This is a genomic window from Kitasatospora sp. NPDC054939 (genome assembly GCF_053610105.1).
In genome coordinates, this window is sequence record NZ_JBSGXP010000042.1 from 33141 (window position 1) to 55018 (window position 21878).

Below are 21878 nucleotides of genomic sequence, written 5' to 3' on the forward strand. Positions count from 1 at the left end.
ATGCCCAAGGGTGTCCCCGAGAACGTCCCCGCCGACGGCCTGACGACCCGTCAGCGCCGTACCCAGCCGATCACCGCCGTGCACACCGGACCGGGCAAGGGCAAGTCCACCGCCGCGTTCGGGATGGCGCTGCGGGCCTGGAACCAGGGCTGGCCGGTCGGGGTGTTCCAGTTCGTCAAGTCCGCCAAGTGGAAGGTCGGCGAGGAGAACGCGCTGCGCGTGCTCGGCGCCTCCGGCGAGGGCGGCACGGTCGCCTGGCACAAGATGGGCGAGGGCTGGTCGTGGGTCCAGCGCGACATCGAGTCCAGCGAGGAGGCCGCCAAGGAGGGCTGGGAGCAGGTCAAGCGCGACCTGGCCGCCGAGACCTACCGCTTCTACGTGCTCGACGAGTTCACCTACCCCCTGCACTGGGGCTGGATCGACGTGGACGAGGTGCTCGCGGTGCTCAAGGACCGCCCGGGCAACCAGCACGTGGTCGTCACCGGCCGCTACGCGCCCGAGGCGCTGACCGAATTCGCCGACCTGGTCACCGAGATGACCAAGGTCAAGCACCCCATGGACGCCGGCCGCAAGGGCCAGCGCGGCATCGAATGGTGAACCCCCGCACGTGAACATCCCCCGTCTCGTCATCGCCGCGCCGTCCTCCGGCGCGGGCAAGACCACCGTCGCCACCGGCCTGATCGCGGCGCTCGCCGCCCGCGGTCTGGCGGTGTCCCCGCACAAGGTCGGCCCGGACTACATCGACCCCGGCTACCACGGGCTGGCCGCCGGCCGGCCGGGCCGCAACCTGGACGCCTTCATGTGCGGCCCGGAGCGGATCGCACCGCTGTTCCTGCACGGCGCGGCCGGTGCGGACGTGGCGGTGGTCGAGGGCGTGATGGGGCTGTTCGACGGGGCCTCCGGGCGGGGCGAGCTGGCGTCCACGGCGCACGTCGCCAAACTGCTGCGCGCCCCCGTGGTGCTGGTGGTGGACGCCTCCTCGCAGTCCCGCTCGGTGGCCGCGCTGGTGCACGGCTTCGCCTCCTGGGACCCGCAGGTGCGGCTGGCCGGGGTGATCCTCAACCGGGTCGCCTCCGACCGGCACGAGCAGCTGCTGCGGGAGGCCCTGGAGGAGGGCTCGGGGGTGCCCGTGCTGGGGTCGGTGCGCCGCTCGGCGGCGGTCGCCACGCCCTCGCGCCACCTCGGCCTGATCCCGGCCGTGGAGCGCTCCGCGGAGGCGGTGCAGGCCGTCCGGGACATGGGCGCACTGGTCGCCGACTCGGTGGACCTCGACGCGCTGCTGGCGCTGGCCGCCACCGCCCCGCCGCTGGACGCCGAACCGTGGGACCCGGCCGCCGAGGTCGCCCCGGTGGCCGGGGCCCGGCCGCGGATCGCGCTGGCCGGCGGCGCCGCGTTCTCCTTCTCGTACGCGGAGAACGCCGAGCTGCTGGCGGCGGCCGGCGCCGAGGTGGTGCCGTTCGACCCGCTGCACGCGGACGGACTGCCCGAGGGTACGGCCGGCCTGGTCGTCGGCGGCGGTTTCCCCGAGCTGTACGTCCGGGAGCTGAGCGCCAACACCCGGTTGCGTACCGCCATCGCCGGGTTCGCCGCCGCGGGCGGGCCGATCTCCGCCGAGTGCGCCGGACTGCTGTACCTGGGACGGGAGTTGGACGGCCTGCCGATGTGCGGGGTGCTGGCCACCACGGCCCGGATGACCGAGCGGCTGACCCTCGGGTACCGGGAGGCGGTCGCGCTGCACGACTCCCCGCTCGCCCCGACGGGCACCCGGGTGCGCGGCCACGAGTTCCACCGGACGGTCTGCGAGCCCGGCGCGGGCGAACCCCCGGCCTGGGGCTGGCGGCTGCCGACCGGCCCGCACACCGAGGGCTTCGCGGCCGGCAACGTGCACGCTTCGTACCTGCACCTGCACTGGGCGGGATCGCCGCAGCTCGCAGCCTCGTTCACGGCCGCCGCGGCACGGTGGGCGGGCCGGGCCTAGCGGCCGAGCGGAGGGCCCGGCCCGGCCGACTGCGGAACGGGGTCGGCCGGGCACCCACAGCAGGGTGCCCGGCGGGTCTGGTGCTCCGCCGTACCGGAGCGTCAGAATAGGGACAGACAACCGCATATCGCTCCGAACGCAACCGGTACCGGCCAGACCCGACCGCCCTCCGGCGGGTTCCCCGCCGACGGCGGACCGACCGGTGACCGCGGATCCGGCGGAGGCGGGCGCACACGCCCCTCCGGCGACCCGGCCCCGAGGGAGCTGTCACCATGCGCCACACGTTAACCCCCCTGCGTCCCCACCCGACCGACCCGGACGACCACCACCCCTGCCGCATACCGCTGTCCCCGCAGGCCCAGGCCCAGCTCCAGGCCCGCTACCAGGACCTCATGAACACCCGTCGACTGCCGAAGGAGACCACCTTCGAGCAGTTCTACTTCGTCTGGCGCTCCCGGCGGCGCGGCGAGAACCTGATCGGCCTCGACGACGGCGCCGTCCGACCCGGCCCCAGCACCGGAGCCCAGCTCATCGACCGGCCGGCCAGGCAGCTCAAGGGCGTCGTCCGCACCCTGGTCCTGCTGATCGACTTCCCGGACCGCCCGCACGAGCCCGACCACACCACCGGCCACTTCGAGCAGATGCTCTTCAGCGAGGGCACGTTCCCCTCCGGCAGCATGCGCGACTTCTACCGCGCCATCAGCGGGTACGACCCGGCCGCGCCCGACGCCCGCGGCGTCGACGTCCGGGGCGAGGTGCACGGCTGGTTCCGGATGCCGCAGCCGATCGCCTTCTACGCCGACAACAACTCCGGCCTCGGCCAGCTCCCGCCGCGCAACGCCCAGGGCATGGCCCGGGACGCCGTGCTCGCGGCCCTCGCCGAGGGCGTCGACTTCAGCTCCTACGACGCCCTGGGCGAGGGCATCGTCACCGCACTGTTCCTGGTCCACGCCGGGGGCGGCGCCGAGCAGACCACCTCGTCGAACGACATCTGGAGCCTCAAGTGGAACACCCCCGGCGACGGGGTGGAGGTCGCACCGAACCTGCTGGTGCGCACCTTCCTGACCGTCCCGGAGGACTGCGCCGTGGGCGTCTGCGCCCACGAATGGGGCCACCTGGCCAGCCGCTGGGCCGACTACTACGACACCGGCTCGCTGCGCGAGACCCGCTCCAACGGCCTCGGCGGCTACTGCCTGATGGCCGCCGGCTCCTGGGGCAACGGCGGACTGACCCCCACCTTCCCCAACGGCATGCTGCGGATGTTCCACGGCTGGACGATCCCGCAGGCGGTCACCGCCACCACCAAGGGCATCATCCTGAGCCCCGTCGCCGAGGGCGGCGACATCCTCTTCGTCCGCAACGCCGCCCGGATGAAGGAGGAGCAGTACGTCATCGTCGAGTACCGCCGCCGCCGCGGGCAGGACGCCTTCATCCCCGACGAGGGCATCGCCGTCTACGCCGTCGACGAGTCCGTCGACAACGTCAACGACGAGCAGAAGCTCGCCATCGAACTGTTCCAGGCCGACGGCCGCAGCGACCTGGCGAAGATCTTCGGCCAGGGCAACCGCGGCGACGCCGACGACCTCTACCCCTCGCTCGGCAACCGCAGCCTCGGCGAGACCACCGTGCCGTCCCTCCACCTGGCGACCGGCGAATGGAGCGGCATCACCATCGACGTCGCCGGCACCCCGGGCGCCGACCAGATGGAGGTGGACATCACCTTCGCCTGAGGCGGCCCGCAGGCCCCTCCGACGGACCCTCGGGTCCCCCGCCGCTGCCCGCCGTACCCTGCGGTCGGCCCCGGTGGCTCCGGCGCCGGCCGCACCGCGCGGTTGGTGAGGCCGGACCGGGCAGCGGCGGCTTTCCCGTGCCCGGGCGGGGTCTAGCGGTTGGTGAGGGTCTACCCGATGGCGCGGACGTAGATGTCGGCGGCGCCCGGCAGGCCGCCGGTGGCCAGGGCGACGTAGATCCGCCGCCGGGAGGCCGCTGCGGGCGAGCCGGTGGCGGTCGGGGAGGCGGTGGCCGCTGCCGTGGCGGAGGGGCCCGCGGTGTCGGTGGGCGACGGTGTCGGGGAGGGCGTCGGCGAGGGCGTCAGGGACGGCGACGGTTCGGCGGGCACGGCGGACTCCGACGGGGTCGGCGCCGCGCTCGGGCCGCCCTCCTCGTCCGCCCCGGACCGGCAGGGCTCCGGCCCGCCGCCCTCCGCACCGTCTCCGTCCGCCCCGTCGTCCTCGCCCCCGGCCGTCGTTGGCCCCGGCTCGGCCGCCGTGCCGTCGGTCCGCACCGGAGCCGGCTCCAGGGTGGGCGCGGGCGTGGCGGTGGGCGTCGGCTCCGACGTGAGCGTGGGCATGGGCGCCGGTGTCGGCGCGGGCTCGGGGCCCGCCGGGCCGGTCGGTGCGGACTCCTCCGCCACCGGCAGCTCCAGGGCCGTCTCCGGCTCCTCCCCCGCCAGGGCGGCCGTCAGGTCGGCCGGCAGCGGACCGGCCGCCCCGGGCGCCGGCAGGTGGTACGTCCGCAGGAAGCCCGCCACGTCCACGTCCGGGCCGCCGCTGAGCCGGTAGTGCAGGTAGGCGACCGGCGAGCCGTCCGCGGTGCGGGTGTACACCGCGCCGATCGGCACGTAGTAGCGGGACGCTCCCGGGTGCTGGGAGCGGTGCAGCCCGGCGAGCCGTTCGGCGCGGTCGCGGTCGGTCTCCGGCAGCACCCGCTGCGCCGTCAGGGCCGATATGCCGCGCACCAGCACCACCGCGGTGAACGCCACGCAGAGCACCAGCCCCACCGCGATCGACCGCCGCAGCACCGGCCGCCCGTACAGTGCGGGCCAGGACTCCGCCGGCAGGCGGTCGCCCGGTAGGTCCCTCCCGTCGTGCCGCGCTCTCCCCGCCCCCGGACGCGTTCGGTCCACCGTTCCCGCTCCCCCGTACCCGGCACTCCCTCGCGCCTCCCCGCCTTGCTCGACGTGGCGGGCGCTCCCGAAGTTCCGATCATCCCAGTCGCTCCCGGCGGCCCTGACGTCCCCTCCTCCGGTACGGGGGCGGTCCCTCCTCCGGTACGGGGGCGGTGAAGGTCACAGGGGCGCCGATTGACCCGTCCGTCGGGGGCGTGGTGGGATCTCCTGGCCCGCCGAGCGGGCTGGACCAGCGGTTTCGGGCGGAAGGACTCGGCGGATGATCGGCCTGGTGGCGGCACTTCCCTCCGGCCGTCCGCTCGCCGACGAGCTGCACGCCGCCTGGCCGGACGCCAGCACCGTGCACCGCGCCTCCGGCGGCTCCTGCTTCGGGCCGCGGGAGGCCATGGAGCTCGCGCTCTCCCGCCACACCCGGGTGGTGTGCCTGGCCCCGCTCGCCCTCGCCGTCCGGCTGCTGGTCGAGGTGCAGCCCGAGGAGTGGGGGCCCGACCGCGCCGTGGTCTGCGCCGACCCGCAGCGGCGCTGGGCGGTGCCGCTGACCTCCGGTGCCGAGGAGCTGGCCCGGGAGGTGGCCGCGGTGCTCGGCGCGACCCCCGTGCTCGGCCCGGGCCGCCCGGCCGCACCCGCTCCGCTCGACCTGCTGCACGGCCACGCCGTCCAGGTGACCGGCGGCCCGGGCGGCGAGGCCGTCCGGCAGGCCCTGCGCGAGGGCCGACCGGTCCGGCTGGAGGCCGAACTCGACCACCCGCTGCCCGCCCTGCCGCCCTCCGTCACCCCCGACGCGCCCGCGGACGCCCCGGTCCTGCGGATCACCGACCGGGCGTACCGGGACGACGTCCTGCTGGTGCAGCCCCGCACCCTGGTGGTCGGGGTCGGCGCGGGCACCGCCGCCGGGGACACCGAGGTGATCCGGCTGGTCCTGGACACCCTGGCCGCCGAGGGCTTCGCACGGAACGCCGTCGCCCGGCTGGCGACCGTCCGGGGCAAGGCCGGGCACCCGGGCGTCCGCTGGGCGGCGTTCTGCCTGGGCGTGCCGGTCGTGGAGCTGCCGGCCGAGGAGTTGGCCGGGGTGCCGGTGCCCACCCCCTCGGACGGCGTCCGGGCGGCCGTCGGCACCGCGAGCGTCGCCGAGGCGGCGGCCGTCCTGGCGGCCGACGGCGGCGAACTCCTCGTCACCAAGCGGAAGTCGGCCGCGGCCACGGTCGCCGTCGCCCGGACCGCGGTGCGCGGCCGGCTGGCGGTGGTCGGCCTCGGGCCCGGTGACCGCGACCTGCTGGTGCCGCGCGCGGTGGAGGAGCTGCGGCGCGCCTCGGTGGTGGTCGGTACGCCCGCCGCCGTCGAGCGGATCGCCGATCTGCTGCGCCCGGGCACCCGCCGGGTCACCCCCGACCCCGACGCCGCCGTCCCCGGTGACGCCGGCGACCCGACCGCCGCCGCCGTCGCACTCGCCGGGCGCGGGCAGGCCGTCTGCCTGGTCGCCGACGGGGACGGCACCCGGTACGACCCGCCGGGCGGCCGCTACGAGCTGCTGCGCGTGCCCGGCCTCCCCACCCCTGGAGCGACCCCGTGACCAGCCCCGCCCCCGAACCCGACCTGCGCCACCACGGGGACGCCGAGGTCCGCGCCGCCGGTCTCGTCGACCTCGCCGTGAACGTCCGCACCGGCACGCCCCCGGCGTGGCTGCGCACGCACCTGGCCGGCACGCTCGGCGACCTCGCCGCCTACCCGGACCCGACCGCCGCCCGGGGCGCCGTCGCCGCCCGGCACGGCCGCCCGGCGGCCGAGGTGCTGCTGACGGCGGGCGCGGCCGAGGCCTTCGTCCTGCTGGCCCGGGTGCTGACGGCCCGTCGGGCGGTGGTCGTGCACCCGCAGTTCACCGAACCGGAGGCCGCCCTGCGGGACGCCGGGCACACCGTGGAGCGGGTGCTGCTGCGGCCCGCCGACGGCTTCCGGCTCACCCCCGGCGCCGTACCGCCGGACGCCGACCTGGTGGTGGTCGGCAACCCGACCAACCCGACCTCCGTGCTGCACCCGGCCGGGGCCCTCGCCGTGCTCGCCCGCCCCGGGCGGACCCTGGTGGTGGACGAGGCGTTCATGGACGCCGTGCCGGGCGAGCCCGAGTCGCTGGCGGCCCGGCGCGACCTGCCCGGCCGGGTGGTCGTCCTGCGAAGCCTCACCAAGACCTGGGGCCTGGCCGGCCTGCGGATCGGCTACGCCCTCGGCCCGGCCCCGCTGATCGCCGAACTGGCCGCCGCCCAGCCGCTGTGGCCGGTCTCCACCCCGGCGCTGGCCGCCGCCGAGGCGTGCAGTACGGCCGCGGCCGTCGCCGAGGCGGAGGCCGCGGCCGAGGAGCTCGCCCTGCACCGCGGGTACCTGCTGAAGGGGCTGGCCGCCTTCCCGGCCGTCCGGGTGCACGGCGAACCGGCCGCCTCCTTCGTGCTGATCGAGCTGCCGGGCGCCGCCGAGGTGCGGGTCCGGCTGCGCGCGGCGGGCTTCGCCGTCCGCCGGGGCGACACCTTCCCCGGGCTGGGCGGGGACTGGCTGCGGCTGGCGGTCCGCGACGAGGCCACCACCGACCGCTTCCTGGCCGCGCTGGCCGGGGTGCTCACGCCCTGACTCCCGCCCCTCCGGCGACGGGCGCGGGGCCGGTCACGCCGCCCAGGCCCGCAGCGCCGCGAAGTCGGTGTCCCGCAGTCCGACCCCGGGGTCGACCCAGTGGGTCAGCGCCGGGCCGGGGTGGTGGTCGGCGATCCACGCGGTGTCCTGCGGGCCGAGTTCGTCGTCCACCCAGACGAAGGGCCGGCCGGCCGCCCAGTCGACCAGGTGCCGGGTCTTCCAGTGCAGCCCGTCCGGGTCCTCCCGGAACAGCTGCGGCCAGGCGATGAAGGGGAGTTCGGGCAGGCCGACGAGCGGTCCGATCCATTCGTTGGCCTGCCCCATCCAGGCCGTCGCCCACACCAGTTCGTACGGGAGGGCGAGCAGTTCCGGCCCGTGGTCGGGGTTGATCCAGAGGCGGATCGGCTTGATCGGCTCACCGGTGCGCTCGGCGTTGCGCAGCACCCAGTCCGGTCTGGCCCGGTGGGTCCCGTACCCCGTCGGCCGTCTGCGCAGCTTGGCGGCGTAGGGGTTCAGGGGTCCGTCGACGTCGAGGAGGAGGAGCGGCGTGGAGTCATGCGGCATGCCCAGCATGGTGCGGGCGACCGGGCCGGCGGGGCCAGCCCTTTTCCGGCACTTCCCCCGGGCCGCCCCGATCCGGGCCGCCCGGCCCGTCCGGGTCGCGGGGCCTGCGCGGCGGTCGGGGCTGGGCGAGCAGCACGGCGGCGATGATCACCGCGATCCCGGCCAGTTGCAGGGCCGACAGCGTCTGGTCCAGGAACAGGTAGCCGAGCAGGGTGGCGACGACCGGGCTGCCCAGGGCGAGGAAGGAGACCGCCAGGGCGGGCAGCCGGGCGATGCCGCGGAACCAGATCGCGTAGCTGAGCACGGCGCCCAGCGAGACCAGGTACCCGAAGCCCAGCAGGTTGGTGCCGGTGACGGTGCTCGGCAGCCCCTCCAGGGCGAGGGTGAAGGGCAGTGAGACGAGTCCGCCGGCGACGAGTTGCCAGCCGGTGAAGGCGAGCAGCCCGACGCCCTCGGGGCGCCCCCACCGCTTGGCGAGGGTGATGCCGCCCGCCAGGCTGGCCGCCGCGGTCAGCGCCGCCGCCACCCCGACGGCGTCGAGGGCCACCGACCCCTTGAGGACGAGCAGCGCCACCCCGCCGGCCCCGAGCAGGCAGGCGGCCACGTGCAGGGGCCGGATCCGGTCGCCGAGCAGCAGGGCGGCCAGGACCAGGACGAGCATCGGCTGCACCGCGGTGATCATCGCCGCGACGCCGCCGGGCAGCCGGTAGGCGGCCACGAAGAGCAGGAAGTTGAGCGCGCCGATGTTGAGTGTGCCGAGGGCGAGGGTGCGGCCGAGCCAGCGGCCCTTCGGCAGGGTGCGGGTGAAGGCCAGCAGGATCAGGCCGCCGGGCAGCGCCCGCACGGTGGTGGCGAGCAGCGGGCGGTCGGGCGGCAGCCACTCGGTGGTGACCAGGTAGGTGCTCCCCCAGACGGCCGGGGCGAGCGCGGTGACGCCGGAGGTGAGGAGGGGGCGGCCGTTCGTCATGCGGTGCACGCCGTCGCGCCGCGGGGCCGGTCGCCGGAGCGTCCCGGCGCCGGGCAGCACACAATAGTTTCCATGGAAGACAGATTGCTTTCCGCGGAAGGTATAGTCAAGCCATGCCCGAGGAAGCCGAGTCGACCGCCCCGCCCGAGCCGACCGCGCCCCCCGCCGCCGCGGAGCCGGCCGATGCGCTCGACCGCATCGTCGGCCAGTGGCTCCGGGAACGGCCCGATCTCGACCCCTCCCCGATCCACGTGGTCGGCCGCATCACCCGGCTGCACTGGGCGCTGGAGGAGCGGCTCTGCCAGGTCTTCGCGCAGTACGGCCTCGGCCGCGGCGAGTTCGACGTGCTCGCCACGCTGCGCCGCTCCGGCGCGCCCCACGAGCTGACCGCCGGCGAGCTGCGCGGTTCGGCGATGGTCACCTCGGGCGCGGTCACCAAGCGGGTCGACCGGCTGGAACGCGCCGGGCTGGTCGGCCGCCGGACCGCCGAGGACGACGCCCGCGGCCGGCTGATCCGCCTCACCGACCGGGGCCTGGCCCTGATCGACGGGGCCTTCGAGCACCACCTCCGCAACGAGGCCCACCTGCTCGCCGGCCTCACCGCACAGGAGCAGCACACCCTCACCGGCCTGCTGCGCAAGCTCGGCCGGACCCTCCCGCCGCACGGCCTGCCCGGGTAGCGCCCGGCCGCCCGCCCGATCCGGCCTGCCCGGGCCCCGGCCCGGCTCAGTGGCCGCCCCGGAGGTTGAGGACCACCACCCCGACGATGACCAGGGCGATCCCGAGCCACTGCAGCCGGCCCAGCGGCTCGCCGAACACCACCGCGCCGATGCCCGCCACCGCCGCCGTGCCGGCGCCGGACCAGACCGCGTACGCCACCGAGACCGGGATGTCCTTCAGCGCCCGGCCCAGCAGGAAGAAGGAGAGCGCGTAGCCGAGGCCGACGCCCAGGCTGGGCCAGAGCCTGGTGAAGCCCTCGGTGAGCTTCAGGCAGCTGGTGGCGGCGACCTCGCTGAGGATGGCGAGGGCCAGCAGCAGGTAGGCCACCGGCCGTCACCCGGCCGGGACGAGGCGGCCGAGCAGGGCGAGGTCGGCGTCGGCGAGGGTGGCCAGCAGGGTGATCCGGGGCGCGGCGGCGATCGGGGCCGGCGAGGACGGCACGGCCAGCACCGCGCAGCCCGCGGCGGAGGCGGAGGCGACCCCGGTGGGGGTGTCCTCGACGGCGACGCAGTGCGCGGGGTCGAGGCCGAGGCGGGCGGCGGCGGCCAGGTACGGGTCGGGCGCGGGCTTGGTCCGCGGGGTGTCCTCGGCGGCGAGGGTGACGGTGAACCACTCCCGGCCGATCGCGTCGAGCACCAGGTCGACGACGCGGCGCGGGGAGGCCGAGACCAGGGCGGTGGGCACCCCGGCCGCGCGGAGTTCGGCGAGCAGGTCGAGCGCGCCGGGGCGCGGCACGGTGGAGGCGGCGACCTTGGCGGCGAAGGAGTCGCCGAGCCGGGCGGCGAGTTCGTCCTCGGCGAGGCCGGTGCCGCTGACCCGGTGGAGGTGGGCGGCGGTGTGCTCGATCGCCCGGCCGAGGATCTCGGGGACGTCCTGCTCGCCGAGCACGAGGTCGAGCTCCCCGGCGAGTTCGGCGGCGGCCTGCCACCAGAGGTGTTCGGTGTCGACCAGGGTGCCGTCCATGTCGAACAGCACGGCGGCGGGGGCGGGGGTTTCAGGCATGGCGGTACCTTCGGTGGAGCCGGTGGATGGTTCGGGAGGACGTCTCAGACGCTACGCCGGTCGACCAGCACGGGCCGTTCGGGCAGGCGGAGTTCGGCCGCGGAGCCGACCGGCAGTGCGGCGGCCCGGGCGGTCGGCAGGTCGGCCTTGACCTCGGTGCCGTCGGCGAGCCGGACGGTCAGCCGGGTGACGGCGCCCAGGAAGGACGCGGCGACGACCACGGCGGCGTCCGGGTCGTCCGCGGCGGGCACCAGGGCGACGTCCTCGGGGCGGACCAGCACGTCCAGCGGTCCGTCGGCGGGCACGTCGCCGTCCACCGGGTGCCGGCGGCCCAGCACCTCGACACCGCCGGAGGCGCGCACGCAGGGGATCCGGCTCATGGTGCCGACGAACTCGGCGACGAACGCGGTGGCCGGGCGGCCGTACAGCTCGGACGGCGCGGCGCACTGCTCCAGCCGGCCGGCCCGCAGCACCGCGACCCGGTCGGCCATCGAGAGCGCCTCCTCCTGGTCGTGCGTGACGAACAGCGTGGTGATGCCCAACTCCTGCTGCAGGCGCCGGATCTCCTCGCGCAGGGTGAGCCGGACCTTGGCGTCCAGCGCGGACAGCGGCTCGTCGAGCAGCAGCACCCGCGGCTGGAGGGCGAGCGCCCGGGCGAGCGCGATGCGCTGCTGCTGGCCGCCGGACAGCTGGTGCGGGTAGCGGTCGGCGTGCTGCGGCAGGCCGACCAGCTCCAGCAGTTCCTGGGCTCGGCGGCGGCGCTCGGCCTTGCCGGTGCCGCGCATCCGCAGGCCGAAGGCGACGTTGTCGGCGGCGGTGAGGTGCGGGAAGAGGCTGTACGACTGGAAGACCATGCCGGCGTCGCGGCGGTGGGCGGGGGTGGCGGTGATGTCCTCGCCGTCCACCAGGACCTGGCCGGAGTCGTGCTGCTCGAAGCCGGCCAGGATGCGCAGCGCGGTGGTCTTGCCGCAGCCGGACGGGCCGAGCAGGGCGAGGAGTTCGCCGGGGCGGACGGTGAGGTCGAGGCCATCCAGCGCGGTGGTGGCGCCGAACGCGCGGCGCAGTGCGCGGAACTCGACGGTGGCGCCGCCGGAGCGGGCGCCGGTGGTCTTCTCGACTGCGAGGGAGGTCATGGGGGGTGTGTCCTTCTGCTGCGGCAGGCGGGGGTTCAGGGGGCGGTCTTCCGGTGCCGCTCGCGGCCGAGGTAGGCCAGCAGGAGCAGCAGCAGCCAGGTGATGAGCAGGCTGAGGATGGAGACGGCGACGGACATGTGGGCCTGGCTGTTGCCGACCGTGTAGATCCAGACCGGGAAGGGCTGGTAGCCGAGGATGGAGGCGGCGGTGAACTCGCCGAGCACCAGGGCCAGGGTGAGGAAGGAGGCGTTCAGCAGGGCGGTGCGCAGGTTGGGCAGCACGACGGTGAGGACGGCCCGCGGCCAGCTCGCGCCGCAGTTGCGGGCGGCCTCGACCAGGGTGCGGACGTCGACGGCGCGCAGGCCGGCGTCCAGGGCGCGGTAGGCGAGCGGCAGGGCCATCAGCACGTACGCGATCACGAGGACCAGCGGGAAGTCCGGGTCCTGGACGAACACGAAGGTCTGGAAGAACGGCGTTTCCATCAGGTAGTCCGGGCCCCAGCGCAGGACGCCGATCAGGCCGGCGGTCAGCGCGACCGGCGGGACGACCAGCGGCAGGGTGCAGAGCACGTCGATGACGGGCCGCAGCCGGGGCGCGCCGAGGCGCACGGCGATCAGCGCGGGCACCAGCAGCAGGAGCAGCACCAGGACGGTGACCACGGCGAGCCGCAGGGTGAGCCAGAGGCTGTCGAGGAAGCCGGGGGCGCCGAGCAGGCCGGTGTACGCCTCCAGCGAGTAGCCGTCGGGCTCGTCGATCGAGAAGTACGCGGCGGCGGCGAGCGGGACGAGGAAGTAGACGGCGGCGACCAGCAGGACGGCGCCGCGCCAGTACCGCGGCCGGGGGCGGGCGGGGCGGGCCGCCCGGGCGCGGCCGGCGGCAGGGGCGGTGGGGGTCAGCTGAGCCATCGGGCGCTCCGGCGCTGGAGGGGCAGGTACACGGCCATCACGAGCACCGCGACGACGATCATGTTGAGGCTGAGGGCGAGGGCGAGGTTGCCCTGACCGACCAGGACGTTGCCGGAGAGCGCGTCGGCGATCGAGCGGCTGACCAGCGGCACGGTCGCGCCGACCATGGCGGCGGCGGTGGCGTACGCGGCGAAGGCGCTGCCGAAGAGCAGCACGAAGCCGCCGAGCAGCGAGGGCAGCAGGATCGGCAGCGCGACGTACCGCCAGTACTGGTACGTGGTGGCCCGGTTGTTGTGCGCGGCCTCGCGCCACTGGACCCGCAGGCCGTCGAGGGCCGGGGTGATGGTGAGGACCATCAGCGGGATCAGGAAGTACAGGTAGACGATGGTGAGGCCGGTGAAGGAGTAGAGGGTCCAGCCGTGGTCGGTGAGGTTCAGCAGCTGGGTGACCTCGCCGGCGTTGCCGAGGGTCGCGACGAAGGCGAAGGCCAGCGGCAGTCCGCCGAAGTTGGCGAGCACGCCGGAGGCGGTCAGCACGGCCTGCCGCAGCGCGGTGAAGCGGGAGGTCACCACGGCCTGGGCGATCGGCAGGCCGATCAGCACCGACAGCAGGGCGGTCAGCGCCGACAGCTTCAGGCTGCTGACCATGGCCGTCCAGTAGGCGCCCTGGACGGAGTCGGTGACGTTGTCGAGGGTGAACTGCCCGGCGCCGCTCTCGGCGTCGCTGGACGCGGTGAACGCGCCGATCACGATGGCGACGGCGGGCAGGCCGAAGCCGATCAGGAAGAACAGGAACAGCGGGAGGGTGGCGAGCCAGGAGGCGCCGCCGCGGCGCGGGCGCGGACGCCTGCGCGGGGTGCCGGGGGTGGCGGTGGCGGACGCCCCCGCGCCGCCACCGGGGGAGGTGGCGGCGGGGGTGGTCGGCACCGGGGTGGGAGCCGTGGTCATGAGGTGGGTTCAGCCCGTTCGCAGTGGGGAGGGGTGGCGGCGGTTCAGCCGGCGATGGCCTTGGTCCAGTTCTCGGTGACGACCTTCTTGGCCGCGTTGATCTGCTCCACGGTCGGGAAGGTGGTGAACGGCTTCTCGACGGCGGGCAGCTTGGCCGCGGCGGCGGCGTCCAGGGTGCCCTCCTTCTTCAGCGCCTCGAAGGTGGCGGGGGTGGCGTAGCCGCCGAGGAAGAGGTTCTGGCCCTCGGCGCTGAAGAGGTACTCCTGCCACAGGCGGGCGGCGGCCGGGTGCGGGGCCCACTTGTTGACGCCCTGGTTGTAGAACTGGGCGTAGCTGCCGTCGGCCGGGATGGAGACCTTCCAGTCGACGCCCTTGTCCTTGAACTGGTCGCTGTAGCCCGCGTTCAGGTAGGACCAGTCGATCGAGATCGGGGTCTCGCCCTTCTCGATGGTCGCCGGGGTGGACTCGACGGGGTTGAAGTTGCCGATCTGCTTCAGCTTGCCGAAGAAGTCGATGCCGGGCTGGACGTTGTCCAGCGAGCCGCCGTTGGCGAGGGCCGCCGCGTAGACGCCGCCGAAGGCGGAGCCGGACTTCGTCGGGTTGCCGTTCAGCGCGACCTGGCCCTTGTACTCGGGCTTGAGCAGGTCGGCGAAGGTCTTCGGGCAGTTGGCGATCTTCTTGGCGTCGCAGCCGATGGAGATGTAGCCGCCGTAGTCGTTGACGCGGGCGCCGCTCGGGTCCTTCATGGTCTCCGGCACCTTCTCGAAGGTGGCGACCTTGTAGGGGGCGAGCAGGCCGTCCTTGACGGCCTGGATGGCGAAGGCGCTGCCGAGGTCGACGACGTCGGGGGCGCGGTCCTGGCCCTTGCGGGAGTTGATCGCGTTGATCTCGTCCTGGCTGGAGCCGTCCGGGTTCTCCTCCTCGACCTCGATGCCGTACTTGGCCTTGAAGCCGTCGATGATCCTGCCGTAGTTCGCCCAGTCCCGGGGCAGCGTGATGACGTGCAGCTTGCCCTCCTTCTTGGCGGCGGCGATCAGGCCGTCCATGCCCCCGAAGTCGGCGGCGGAGGTGGCCGTCTTCGCGTCCTTGGCACCGCCCTTGGCGGCGTCGCCGGACTTCGCGGCGGAGCCCGCGGAGCCGCAGGCGGTGAGGGAGAGCGCGGCGGCGGTCAGGACGGCCGCGAAGGCGGCGGCACGGGCGCGGTGCACGGTCACTGGTCAGTCTCCAGATCGGGGCGTACAGCAAGGGGGGTTCGGGGGGTGTCCGGGCGCAGGGGTCGCGGGAGTGAGCCGAGTTGACTAGCCAACTTCGCCCGGTGCGGCACCAGTACGCCCGAACCCGGTGACGGGAAGGTGAACGGTCGGCCCAGAACCGGGGTCGGCTGCGGGAACGGTCGAATCCACCGCCCTGCGGGCCCCGCGCCGGGTGCGATGCTTCGGATGCGCAGCGGGATACGCTCGGGCCGTCCGCGCCGGTACGGCTGCGCAGGACACCGCCCCAGGAGGGACCTTGACAGACGTGGCACTCGAACCGGAGCACCCCGCGGCGGCCGGACCGGAACCCGCGCCGGCCGGCGGAGCGCTCTACCGCAGGGTCGCCGCCGACCTCCGCGAGGCCATCGCCGGCGGCGCGTACGGCGAGGCCGGCCGGCTGCCCGCCGAGGGGGCGCTCGCCGAGCAGTACGGCGTCTCCCGCGGCACCGTCCGCCAGGCGCTCGCCGTCCTGCGCTCCGACGGGCTGGTCACCTCCCGGCGCGGCACCCGCCGGGTCGTCCTCGGCACCGCCCGGGTGCAGAGCTTCTCCGAACTCCTCAGCTTCACCCACTGGGCCCGCTCGATGGGCGAGGAACCCGGCGGCATCCTCGACTCGCTGGTCCGCCGCCCCGCCGACGCCGCCGAACGCGAGCAGCTGCGCCTGGAGCCCGGCACCGAGGTGTACGCGACGGTCCGGCTGCGCACCCTCTCCGGCACCCCGGTGATGGTCGAGCGCACCGTCTACCCGCCCCGGGTCGGCGAGATCGTCGCCCAGCTGCCCACCGACGTCGTCTCGCACACCGAAGTGCTGCGCGAGCACGGCATCCTGTTCACCGACGCCGACCACACCATCGACGTGGTCACCGCCAACGCCGAGGACGCCCGGCTGCTCGGCTGCCGCCGCGGCAGCCCGCTGCTGCGCGAGCGCCGCCGCACCACCGACCCGACGGGCACCCCGGTGGAGTGGTCCCAGGACCGCTACCTGCCGGGCACGGTGGCGTTCAGCGTGCACAACTCGCTCGCCACGTCGGCCCTCTCCCGGCACGCCCGGGAGCAGGACTAGGGCGTCTCGACGGGGGCTCAGCCCATCAGCGCCGCCAGCAGCGGGCGGAAGTGCGCGAAGTCCGGGGTCCGCGCGTCCGCGTCCTTGGCCCGCTCGTCCCAGCGGCGGACCGCCACCGCGTCGGCCGCCCCCGGCAGGGCGGCGAAGGCCGCGGCCTGCTCCGCCGTCATCGGGCCGCCCTGCACCCCGAGGGTGTACTCGGAGGCCTCCGACAGGCCGGCCCGGTAGGCCGCTTCGACCGCGCAGAGGTAGCGCTTGGCGGCCACGTGCAGCCGCACCGGCCCGGTGACCTCCGGGCCGAACCACTGCGCCAGCCAGTCCGCGCCGGTGTCGCTGTGGTGGTTGTCCCGGCCCTGCATGAGGTCCCGCCCGTGCAGGGCGCCGCGGAAGTGGCCCACGTCGTGCAGCAGCGCGGCGGCGACCAGGTGCGGCGGCGCGCCCGCCGCCTCGGCCAGCGCCCCGGCCTGCAGCATGTGTGCGGCCATGGTGACCGCCTCGCCCAGGTACTCCCCGGCGCCCTCGCCGGCGAACAGGCCGGCCAGGGTGTCGAGGGCGGCCTCCCGGCGCTCCAGCACGGCGAGCGTCGACGACAGTCCGTCCAGGTCGGCGTAGCAGCCCTGGAGGTGGCGCGCGCCGTCCTGGGCGAAGGCCGTCCGGGCGTGCAGCAGGCGGACGTTGTCGAACACCAGGCAGTCGCCCGGGTCGAGCCGGAAGTCCAGCCGCAGCTCCGGGCGCAGGGTGATCCCGGCGAAGCGGCGGTACGCCGCGTAGAACTCCTCCAGCTCCGCGGCCGAGCCGCGCAGGGTGCCGATCGACCGGTTGTTGAGGCGCACCTCGCGGATCCGCCCGAGCCCGTCCACCCCGATCAGCGGGCGGTCGGCTCGCAGTTCGGTGCCCCGGTCGCGGAAGACGAACGGCACCGGCGTCCGGGTGAGCACCGCGAACGCCTCCGGGGCCTGCGCACGCAGCAGGGCCGCCGCCCGGAAGCCGTCCACCAGCCCGGAGTCGCCGCCGGTCGCGGAGTTCTCCAGACAGTGCAGCAGTTGCAGGGTCGGGACGGGGTCGCGGTAGGGGTTGTCGGTGTGCGGGGCGATGGCTGTGCTGGTGAAGGCCAGGTTGTTCGGGTCCGGCTCGATCCGGACGTCGAACAGCTCGCCGTAGTTGGTCACCCGCACGTACCCGAAGGTGCGGGCGACCTCCAGCACCGCGCGTTCCGCCACCGGCACCCCGCGCAGCACCGCGAAGCCGCGGCTGCGCACCGCCCGCAGCACCGCCGCCCGTTCGGCCGGGTCGGCCAGGTAGGCCGCCCACTCGGCCTCCGGCGGGCCGGCCGCGAAGTCGGCCGCCTCCCAGAGCAGTTTGTCCGCCTCGGTGCGCCCGTCCCCCTCCCCCGCCGCCGCGAGCCGGTCGGCCGGGTACCGCGACCGGTGCCCGTCCGACCAGCGGACCGTCAGCCACCCGTCCGCCTCGTGCTGCTCCGCGATGGCCAGGCCGGGCGGCAGGTCGGTGATCTGGAACAGCTTCTGCCCGTTCCGCGGATCCCGGCACTCCGTGCACGGGCAGTTGTCGCGCAACCAGTACGGGGACAGTTCCGACATGGCCTCTCCTCCTGAAGTCCCGCAAAGTTGTACAGCCAACTTTGCCTCTTCAGGAGCCTCCCGCCCCCCGGTGTTCCCCCGGTGCCCAGCGGGTGAACGACTCCCGAACACTCCCGGGGAGGGCGGTGGACGGCACCCGGGTCGGACCGGGCCTACCCGACCGACGCCGTCCAGGCCGTGTCGGCGGCGGCCAGGGCCCCGGCGGGGTCGGTACCGAGGGCGGCGGCGAGGCCGGTGAGGACGGCGGCGACGGTGGTGCGGGCGGCGGCCGGGCCGTAGTGGTTGACGCGGAGCATGGTGGCGGCGAGCGGGCCGCCGCCGGGCTGGACGGGGAGCGCCGGGTCGAGCCGGGCGGCGAGTTCGGCGGCGTGCAGGCCCGGCGGGGTGCGCAGGGTGGTCGCCACCGGGGCCGCGTGCCCGTCGTGCACCACGAAGGGGGTGAGCGTGCCGAGGGCGCGGACCCCGGCCCGGGTGGCCGCGGCGGCGGCCCGGTGGCGGGCGATGACCGCCGGCAGGCCGTCCGCGGCGATCCGGTCGAGGCAGGCGTCGAGCGCGAGCATCTCCAACTGGGCGGGCGCGTGCGGCAGTGCCGTCCGCCCGGCGTCCGTCCAGCGCTCCTTCCAGTCCAGCAGCGAGAGGTACGACCGGCGCGGCGCGGCCGGGTTGGCGGCGATCCGCTGCCAGTCGCGCGCGGAGACCGAGACCGCCGAGACGCCGGCCGGGCCGCCCATCGCCTTCTGCCCGCCGATGACGCAGAGGTCGACGCCCCAGGCGTCGGTGAGCAGCGGTTCGGCGGCCACCGAGGCGACGGCGTCGAGCATCAGCAGCGCGCCGTGGTCGCGCACGACGACGGCGATCTCCGCGACCGGGTTGGTGTTGCCGGTGGCGGCCTCGGCGTGGACCAGGGAGACGAAGTCGATCTCCGGGTGGGCCCGCAGCGCTCCGGCGACCTGCTCGGCGGTGACCGCACTGTCGAACGGCACGGCCAGGTCGACGACCTCGGCACCGCAGGAGCGCAGCCAGCCGCCGAAGGTCTGCCCGTACGGGCCGGTGACGACGTTGAGCGCGGTGGAGCCGGGGTGGACGGCGCCCCGGATGGCGGCCTCCAGCGGCAGCAGCGCCTCGCCCTGGGTGACGACGACGTCGGCGGTGGTGTGCAGCAGCGCGGCCACCCGGTCCTCGATGGCCGCGAAGCGGGCGGCGGTGAGCGGGGGCAGGTCGAGGAAGGGGCTCACGGTGCGGTCGGCCTTTCACACGGGGAGTACGGGTGCGAACGGGGACGAGTCTGCCGCATTCGCACCGGTTACAGGACATTCCGGCGTCGGTAGAGTGCGGCCATGAGCGATGGCGCGGTGCTGCACGTCAGGGGTCGGGTACTGGTCGGGCCGGAGGACGTCCGGGACGAGCTCTGGGTGGTCGACGGCCGGGTGACCTTCACCCGCCCGGCCGCGCCGGACGTCCGCACGGTGACCGGCTGGGTGCTGCCCGGCCTGGTCGACGCGCACTGCCACGTGGGCCTGGACGCGCACGGCGCGGTGGACGCGGCGACCAGCGAGAAGCAGGCGCTCACCGACCGCGACGCGGGCACCCTGCTGATCCGCGACGCCGGTTCGGCCGCCGACACCCGCTGGATCGACGACCGCGAGGACCTGCCCCGGATCGTCCGGGCCGGCCGGCACATCGCCCGCACCCGCCGCTACATCCGCAACTACGCGCACGAGATCGAGCCGGGGGACCTCACCGCGTACGTCCGGGCCGAGGCCCGGCGGGGCGACGGCTGGGTGAAGCTGGTCGGCGACTGGATCGACCGGGAGCGCGGCGACCTCGCCGCCTGCTGGCCGGGCGACGCACTGGCGGAGGCGATCGCGGCGGCGCACGAGGAGGGCGCCCGGGTGACCGCGCACTGCTTCGCCGCCGAGTCGCTGCCGGACCTGCTGGCGGCCGGGATCGACTGCGTGGAGCACGCGACCGGGCTGACCGAGGAGCTGATCCCGGCGTTCGCCGAGCGCGGGGTGGCGATCGTCCCGACGCTGGTGAACATCGCCACCTTCCCCGCACTGGCGGCGGGCGGCGAGGGCAGGTTCCCGAACTGGGCCGCGCACATGCGCCGGCTGCACGAGCGCCGCTACGACACGGTGGGCGCGGCGCACGACGCGGGCGTCCCCGTCTACGTCGGCACCGACGCCGGCGGCTCGATCGCGCACGGCCTGGTGGCGGACGAGGTGGCCGAGCTGGTGAAGGCCGGCCTGACGCCCTCCGAGGCGCTGGCGGCGGCGAGTTGGGACGCCCGCGCCTGGCTGGGCCGACCGGGTCTGACCGAGGGCGCGCCGGCCGACTTCGTGGTGTACGCGGAGGATCCGCGGGCGGACGTCCGGGTGCTTGCGGACCCCCGGCTGGTGGTGCTGAGGGGTCGTCCGGTCGGGTGAGGAGGGCCGCGGGCCTGCGACGTGGACGGACTGTCGGAGGGGGCCGATAGGGTGACACCCATGGCACCGCGTCCACTGAACGAGATCGTCGAGCCCGGCTGGGCCGCCGCCCTGGAGCCGGTCGCCGGCCGCATCGCCGCGATGGGCGACTTCCTGCGCGCCGAGATCGCCGCCGGCCGTACCTACCTGCCCGCCGGGGCGAACGTGCTGCGCGCGTTCCAACAGCCCCTCGCCGACGTCCGGGTCCTGATCGTCGGGCAGGACCCGTACCCGACGCCCGGTCACGCCGTCGGCCTGAGCTTCTCGGTGGCGCCGGACGTCCGGCCGATCCCGCCCAGCCTGGTCAACATCTTCCGCGAGTACGGCACCGACCTCGGCCTGCCGCAGCCCTCCAACGGGGACCTCACCCCGTGGACCGAGCAGGGCGTGCTGCTGCTGAACCGGGCCCTGACCACCACCCCGCGCAAGCCCGGGGGCCACAAGGGCAAGGGCTGGGAGGCGGTCACCGAGCAGGCGATACGCGCGCTGGTGGCGCGCGGCGGCCCGCTGGTGGCGATCCTCTGGGGCAGCGACGCCCGCAACCTGCGCCCCCTGCTGGGGAACGTCCCCACGGTCGAGTCGGTCCACCCGAGCCCGATGTCGGCGGACCGCGGCTTCTTCGGCTCGCGCCCGTTCAGCCGGGCGAACGAGCTCCTGGTGCAGCAGGGTGCGCAGCCGGTGAACTGGCAGCTGCCGTAGCCGGACGGACAGGCCCGGTACGGCGGGAGGCCTCCATCGGTCAGCCCCGAACGTCAACCTCACCCGTACGGGTGAAATGACGTTCAGTGTTACTCATGTGACGGATTGTTCGAGAAGACTGGCGCGCTCCACCGCTCGACCAGACCCGGGATCCCGCCATGCCTTCTCGCCGGACCATGTCCAGCCGAATCGTTTCCGCCTCCGCCGCCACGGCGGTCTGTGCACTGCTCACCGCCCCACCTGCGGTCGCCGACGGGCCCGCCCCGGCGCCGACCGGCCGGGCGAGCGCCGTGACCGCCGAGCTCGACCTCGCCGTCAGCCTGCTCGACAGGGCCGTGGAGGTCCCGGTGAAGGTCTCCCTCAACCGGGTGGAGACCCCGCAGCAGCGCACCGGCGCGATCCTCACCGCCACCGTGGACGGCGTCGACCAGCGCGGCCCGGTCACCCTGGTCAAGGCCGACGCGGGCAGCTCCACCACCCGTTCGGACGCCACCGGCACCGCCGCCTCCGTCCGGCTGGTCAACGCCGACGTGCGCGCCCCCGGCCTGCCGCTCACCACCCTGCTCGGCCTGGAGGCGATGAGCGCGGAGGCCACCTGCCCGGTGGACGGCGCGCCCACCGCCCAGGTCACCGCGCCCGCGAAGCTGACCGTGCTCGGCAAGCCGGTCACCGTCGGGCTGTACGGGCCGACCAAGGTGGACGTCCCGGCGGTGGGCAGCGTGTCGGTGGAGCTCTCCAAGCGCAGCACCACCTCCAGTACGGCCGCCGCCTCGGCGCTGGAGGTGCAGGTGGAGGTGAACCCGCTCAACCTGAACGTCGCCAAGGTGTCGGGCCGGATCACGGTGGCCTCGGTCAGCTGCGAGAAGCCCGCCGCCCCGCCGGCCCCGACCGGCACCCCCGCGCCCGCGCCGGGCACGGGGGTGCCGAGCACCCCGCCCGCCGTCCGCCCCGCCGCCGACCCGGCCACCGGGGCCGCCCGGCCCGGCCCGCAGGCCGGCGGCGGTGGGGGGGCCCCTGCCGCCCCCCGGCGCAGCGGGGGCACCGCGGCCCGCGCCCCCGC

At 75.3% G+C, this 21878-nt stretch carries 21 protein-coding genes; 10 read left to right on the top strand and 11 right to left on the bottom strand.

Features of this window, described 5'->3' with window-relative positions:
* The 3 genes from cobO (at position 1) to ACWGB8_RS14830 (ending at position 3708) form a co-directional block, all read left to right on the top strand.
* Positions 1 to 597, top strand: a complete 597-nt coding sequence (gene cobO, locus ACWGB8_RS14820; RefSeq protein WP_452213667.1) for a cob(I)yrinic acid a,c-diamide adenosyltransferase — start codon at positions 1 to 3, stop codon at positions 595 to 597.
* Between the two features lie 10 nt (positions 598 to 607).
* On the top strand, positions 608 to 1978 hold the full coding sequence (locus ACWGB8_RS14825; protein WP_452213669.1) for a cobyrinate a,c-diamide synthase: 1371 nt from the start codon (positions 608 to 610) through the stop codon (positions 1976 to 1978).
* A 272-nt stretch (positions 1979 to 2250) separates the two neighbouring features.
* Positions 2251 to 3708, top strand: coding sequence for a M6 family metalloprotease domain-containing protein (locus ACWGB8_RS14830; RefSeq protein ID WP_452213670.1), 1458 nt, complete (start codon positions 2251 to 2253; stop codon positions 3706 to 3708).
* A gap of 170 nt (positions 3709 to 3878) precedes the next feature.
* On the opposite strand, the gene ACWGB8_RS14835 is transcribed toward ACWGB8_RS14830, so the two are convergent.
* A complete protein-coding gene (locus ACWGB8_RS14835; RefSeq protein WP_452213671.1) occupies positions 3879 to 4778 on the bottom strand; it encodes a hypothetical protein in 900 nt (299 codons plus the stop codon).
* A gap of 367 nt (positions 4779 to 5145) precedes the next feature.
* Between ACWGB8_RS14835 and ACWGB8_RS14840 the strand changes: the two genes are divergently transcribed.
* Together ACWGB8_RS14840 and cobC are read left to right on the top strand one after the other, a co-directional pair.
* On the top strand, positions 5146 to 6456 hold the full coding sequence (locus tag ACWGB8_RS14840) for a cobalamin biosynthesis protein (RefSeq protein WP_452213673.1): 1311 nt from the start codon (positions 5146 to 5148) through the stop codon (positions 6454 to 6456).
* Complete coding sequence (cobC, locus tag ACWGB8_RS14845) at positions 6453 to 7502, top strand: Rv2231c family pyridoxal phosphate-dependent protein CobC (RefSeq protein WP_452213675.1); 1050 nt, start codon at positions 6453 to 6455, stop codon at positions 7500 to 7502. The genes ACWGB8_RS14840 and cobC overlap by 4 nt, the downstream gene beginning before the upstream one ends.
* A gap of 33 nt (positions 7503 to 7535) precedes the next feature.
* Here cobC and ACWGB8_RS14850 read toward each other — a convergent pair whose 3' ends face one another.
* Entirely contained in the window at positions 7536 to 8066 is a 531-nt protein-coding gene (locus tag ACWGB8_RS14850; protein ID WP_452213676.1) for a hypothetical protein, read from the bottom strand.
* Positions 8056 to 9033, bottom strand: coding sequence for an EamA family transporter (locus ACWGB8_RS14855; RefSeq protein ID WP_452213678.1), 978 nt, complete (start codon positions 9031 to 9033; stop codon positions 8056 to 8058). The genes ACWGB8_RS14850 and ACWGB8_RS14855 overlap by 11 nt, the downstream gene beginning before the upstream one ends.
* Before the next feature lie 113 nt (positions 9034 to 9146).
* Between ACWGB8_RS14855 and ACWGB8_RS14860 the strand changes: the two genes are divergently transcribed.
* Positions 9147 to 9713, top strand: a complete 567-nt coding sequence (locus tag ACWGB8_RS14860; RefSeq protein ID WP_452213680.1) for a MarR family winged helix-turn-helix transcriptional regulator — start codon at positions 9147 to 9149, stop codon at positions 9711 to 9713.
* 46 nt (positions 9714 to 9759) lie between these two features.
* Here ACWGB8_RS14860 and ACWGB8_RS14865 read toward each other — a convergent pair whose 3' ends face one another.
* From ACWGB8_RS14865 to ACWGB8_RS14890, 6 genes are read right to left on the bottom strand one after another with little or no spacing between them, the layout of a single operon-like run.
* Positions 9760 to 10080 (bottom strand): DMT family transporter, encoded by a 321-nt coding sequence (locus ACWGB8_RS14865; protein ID WP_452213682.1) that lies wholly within the window; start codon positions 10078 to 10080, stop codon positions 9760 to 9762.
* A 6-nt stretch (positions 10081 to 10086) separates the two neighbouring features.
* Entirely contained in the window at positions 10087 to 10755 is a 669-nt protein-coding gene (locus ACWGB8_RS14870) for an HAD family hydrolase (protein ID WP_452213684.1), read from the bottom strand.
* A 44-nt stretch (positions 10756 to 10799) separates the two neighbouring features.
* On the bottom strand, positions 10800 to 11888 hold the full coding sequence (locus ACWGB8_RS14875) for an ABC transporter ATP-binding protein (protein WP_452213686.1): 1089 nt from the start codon (positions 11886 to 11888) through the stop codon (positions 10800 to 10802).
* Positions 11889 to 11923: 35 nt separating this feature from the next.
* Positions 11924 to 12793, bottom strand: a complete 870-nt coding sequence (locus tag ACWGB8_RS14880) for an ABC transporter permease (protein WP_452213688.1) — start codon at positions 12791 to 12793, stop codon at positions 11924 to 11926.
* Complete coding sequence (locus ACWGB8_RS14885; protein WP_452213690.1) at positions 12781 to 13740, bottom strand: ABC transporter permease; 960 nt, start codon at positions 13738 to 13740, stop codon at positions 12781 to 12783. The genes ACWGB8_RS14880 and ACWGB8_RS14885 overlap by 13 nt, the downstream gene beginning before the upstream one ends.
* 44 nt (positions 13741 to 13784) lie before the next feature.
* The gene (locus tag ACWGB8_RS14890; RefSeq protein WP_452213692.1) at positions 13785 to 14954 is read right to left on the bottom strand and encodes an ABC transporter substrate-binding protein; all 1170 of its coding nucleotides are present in this window, start codon (positions 14952 to 14954) and stop codon (positions 13785 to 13787) included.
* 304 nt (positions 14955 to 15258) lie between these two features.
* On the opposite strand from ACWGB8_RS14890, the gene ACWGB8_RS14895 reads away from it, so the two are divergent.
* Positions 15259 to 16056: a GntR family transcriptional regulator gene (locus ACWGB8_RS14895; protein WP_452213703.1), complete on the top strand. Its 798-nt coding sequence runs from the start codon at positions 15259 to 15261 to the stop codon at positions 16054 to 16056.
* Between the two features lie 17 nt (positions 16057 to 16073).
* On the opposite strand, the gene tmpA is transcribed toward ACWGB8_RS14895, so the two are convergent.
* Both tmpA and ACWGB8_RS14905 read right to left on the bottom strand, forming a co-directional pair.
* Positions 16074 to 17654 carry a 2-trimethylaminoethylphosphonate dioxygenase gene (gene tmpA, locus ACWGB8_RS14900; protein WP_452213694.1) on the bottom strand — a complete coding sequence of 527 codons (1581 nt, stop codon included), beginning with the start codon at positions 17652 to 17654 and terminating at the stop codon, positions 16074 to 16076.
* Positions 17655 to 17806: 152 nt separating this feature from the next.
* The gene (locus ACWGB8_RS14905) at positions 17807 to 18889 is read right to left on the bottom strand and encodes a pyridoxal-phosphate-dependent aminotransferase family protein (protein ID WP_452213695.1); all 1083 of its coding nucleotides are present in this window, start codon (positions 18887 to 18889) and stop codon (positions 17807 to 17809) included.
* A 102-nt stretch (positions 18890 to 18991) separates the two neighbouring features.
* Here ACWGB8_RS14905 and ACWGB8_RS14910 point away from each other — a divergent pair, with 102 nt between their 5' ends.
* The 3 genes from ACWGB8_RS14910 to ACWGB8_RS14920 all read left to right on the top strand — a co-directional run.
* Complete coding sequence (locus ACWGB8_RS14910) at positions 18992 to 20080, top strand: amidohydrolase family protein (protein ID WP_452213697.1); 1089 nt, start codon at positions 18992 to 18994, stop codon at positions 20078 to 20080.
* Between the two features lie 60 nt (positions 20081 to 20140).
* The gene (locus ACWGB8_RS14915; protein WP_452213699.1) at positions 20141 to 20818 is read left to right on the top strand and encodes a uracil-DNA glycosylase; all 678 of its coding nucleotides are present in this window, start codon (positions 20141 to 20143) and stop codon (positions 20816 to 20818) included.
* A gap of 176 nt (positions 20819 to 20994) precedes the next feature.
* Positions 20995 to 21878 (top strand): choice-of-anchor P family protein (locus ACWGB8_RS14920; protein ID WP_452213701.1); only part of this gene is annotated, 884 nt, incomplete at its 3' end.

Excerpts from the sequence above, each read along its gene's own strand:
- ACWGB8_RS14875 (WP_452213686.1), bottom strand. The coding sequence starts at position 11,888 with ATGACCTCCCTCGCAGTCGAGAAGACCACCGGCGCCCGCTCCGGCGGC.
- ACWGB8_RS14885 (WP_452213690.1), bottom strand. The coding sequence starts at position 13,740 with ATGACCACGGCTCCCACCCCGGTGCCGACCACCCCCGCCGCCACCTCC.
- ACWGB8_RS14850 (WP_452213676.1), bottom strand. The coding sequence starts at position 8,066 with ATGCCGCATGACTCCACGCCGCTCCTCCTCCTCGACGTCGACGGACCC.
- ACWGB8_RS14860 (WP_452213680.1), top strand. The coding sequence starts at position 9,147 with ATGCCCGAGGAAGCCGAGTCGACCGCCCCGCCCGAGCCGACCGCGCCC.
- ACWGB8_RS14915 (WP_452213699.1), top strand. The coding sequence starts at position 20,141 with ATGGCACCGCGTCCACTGAACGAGATCGTCGAGCCCGGCTGGGCCGCC.
- ACWGB8_RS14840 (WP_452213673.1), top strand. The coding sequence starts at position 5,146 with ATGATCGGCCTGGTGGCGGCACTTCCCTCCGGCCGTCCGCTCGCCGAC.
- ACWGB8_RS14910 (WP_452213697.1), top strand. The coding sequence starts at position 18,992 with ATGAGCGATGGCGCGGTGCTGCACGTCAGGGGTCGGGTACTGGTCGGG.
- ACWGB8_RS14830 (WP_452213670.1), top strand. The coding sequence starts at position 2,251 with ATGCGCCACACGTTAACCCCCCTGCGTCCCCACCCGACCGACCCGGAC.
- tmpA (WP_452213694.1), bottom strand. The coding sequence starts at position 17,654 with ATGTCGGAACTGTCCCCGTACTGGTTGCGCGACAACTGCCCGTGCACG.
- ACWGB8_RS14880 (WP_452213688.1), bottom strand. The coding sequence starts at position 12,793 with ATGGCTCAGCTGACCCCCACCGCCCCTGCCGCCGGCCGCGCCCGGGCG.
- ACWGB8_RS14855 (WP_452213678.1), bottom strand. The coding sequence starts at position 9,033 with ATGACGAACGGCCGCCCCCTCCTCACCTCCGGCGTCACCGCGCTCGCC.
- ACWGB8_RS14870 (WP_452213684.1), bottom strand. The coding sequence starts at position 10,755 with ATGCCTGAAACCCCCGCCCCCGCCGCCGTGCTGTTCGACATGGACGGC.
- cobO (WP_452213667.1), top strand. The coding sequence starts at position 1 with ATGCCCAAGGGTGTCCCCGAGAACGTCCCCGCCGACGGCCTGACGACC.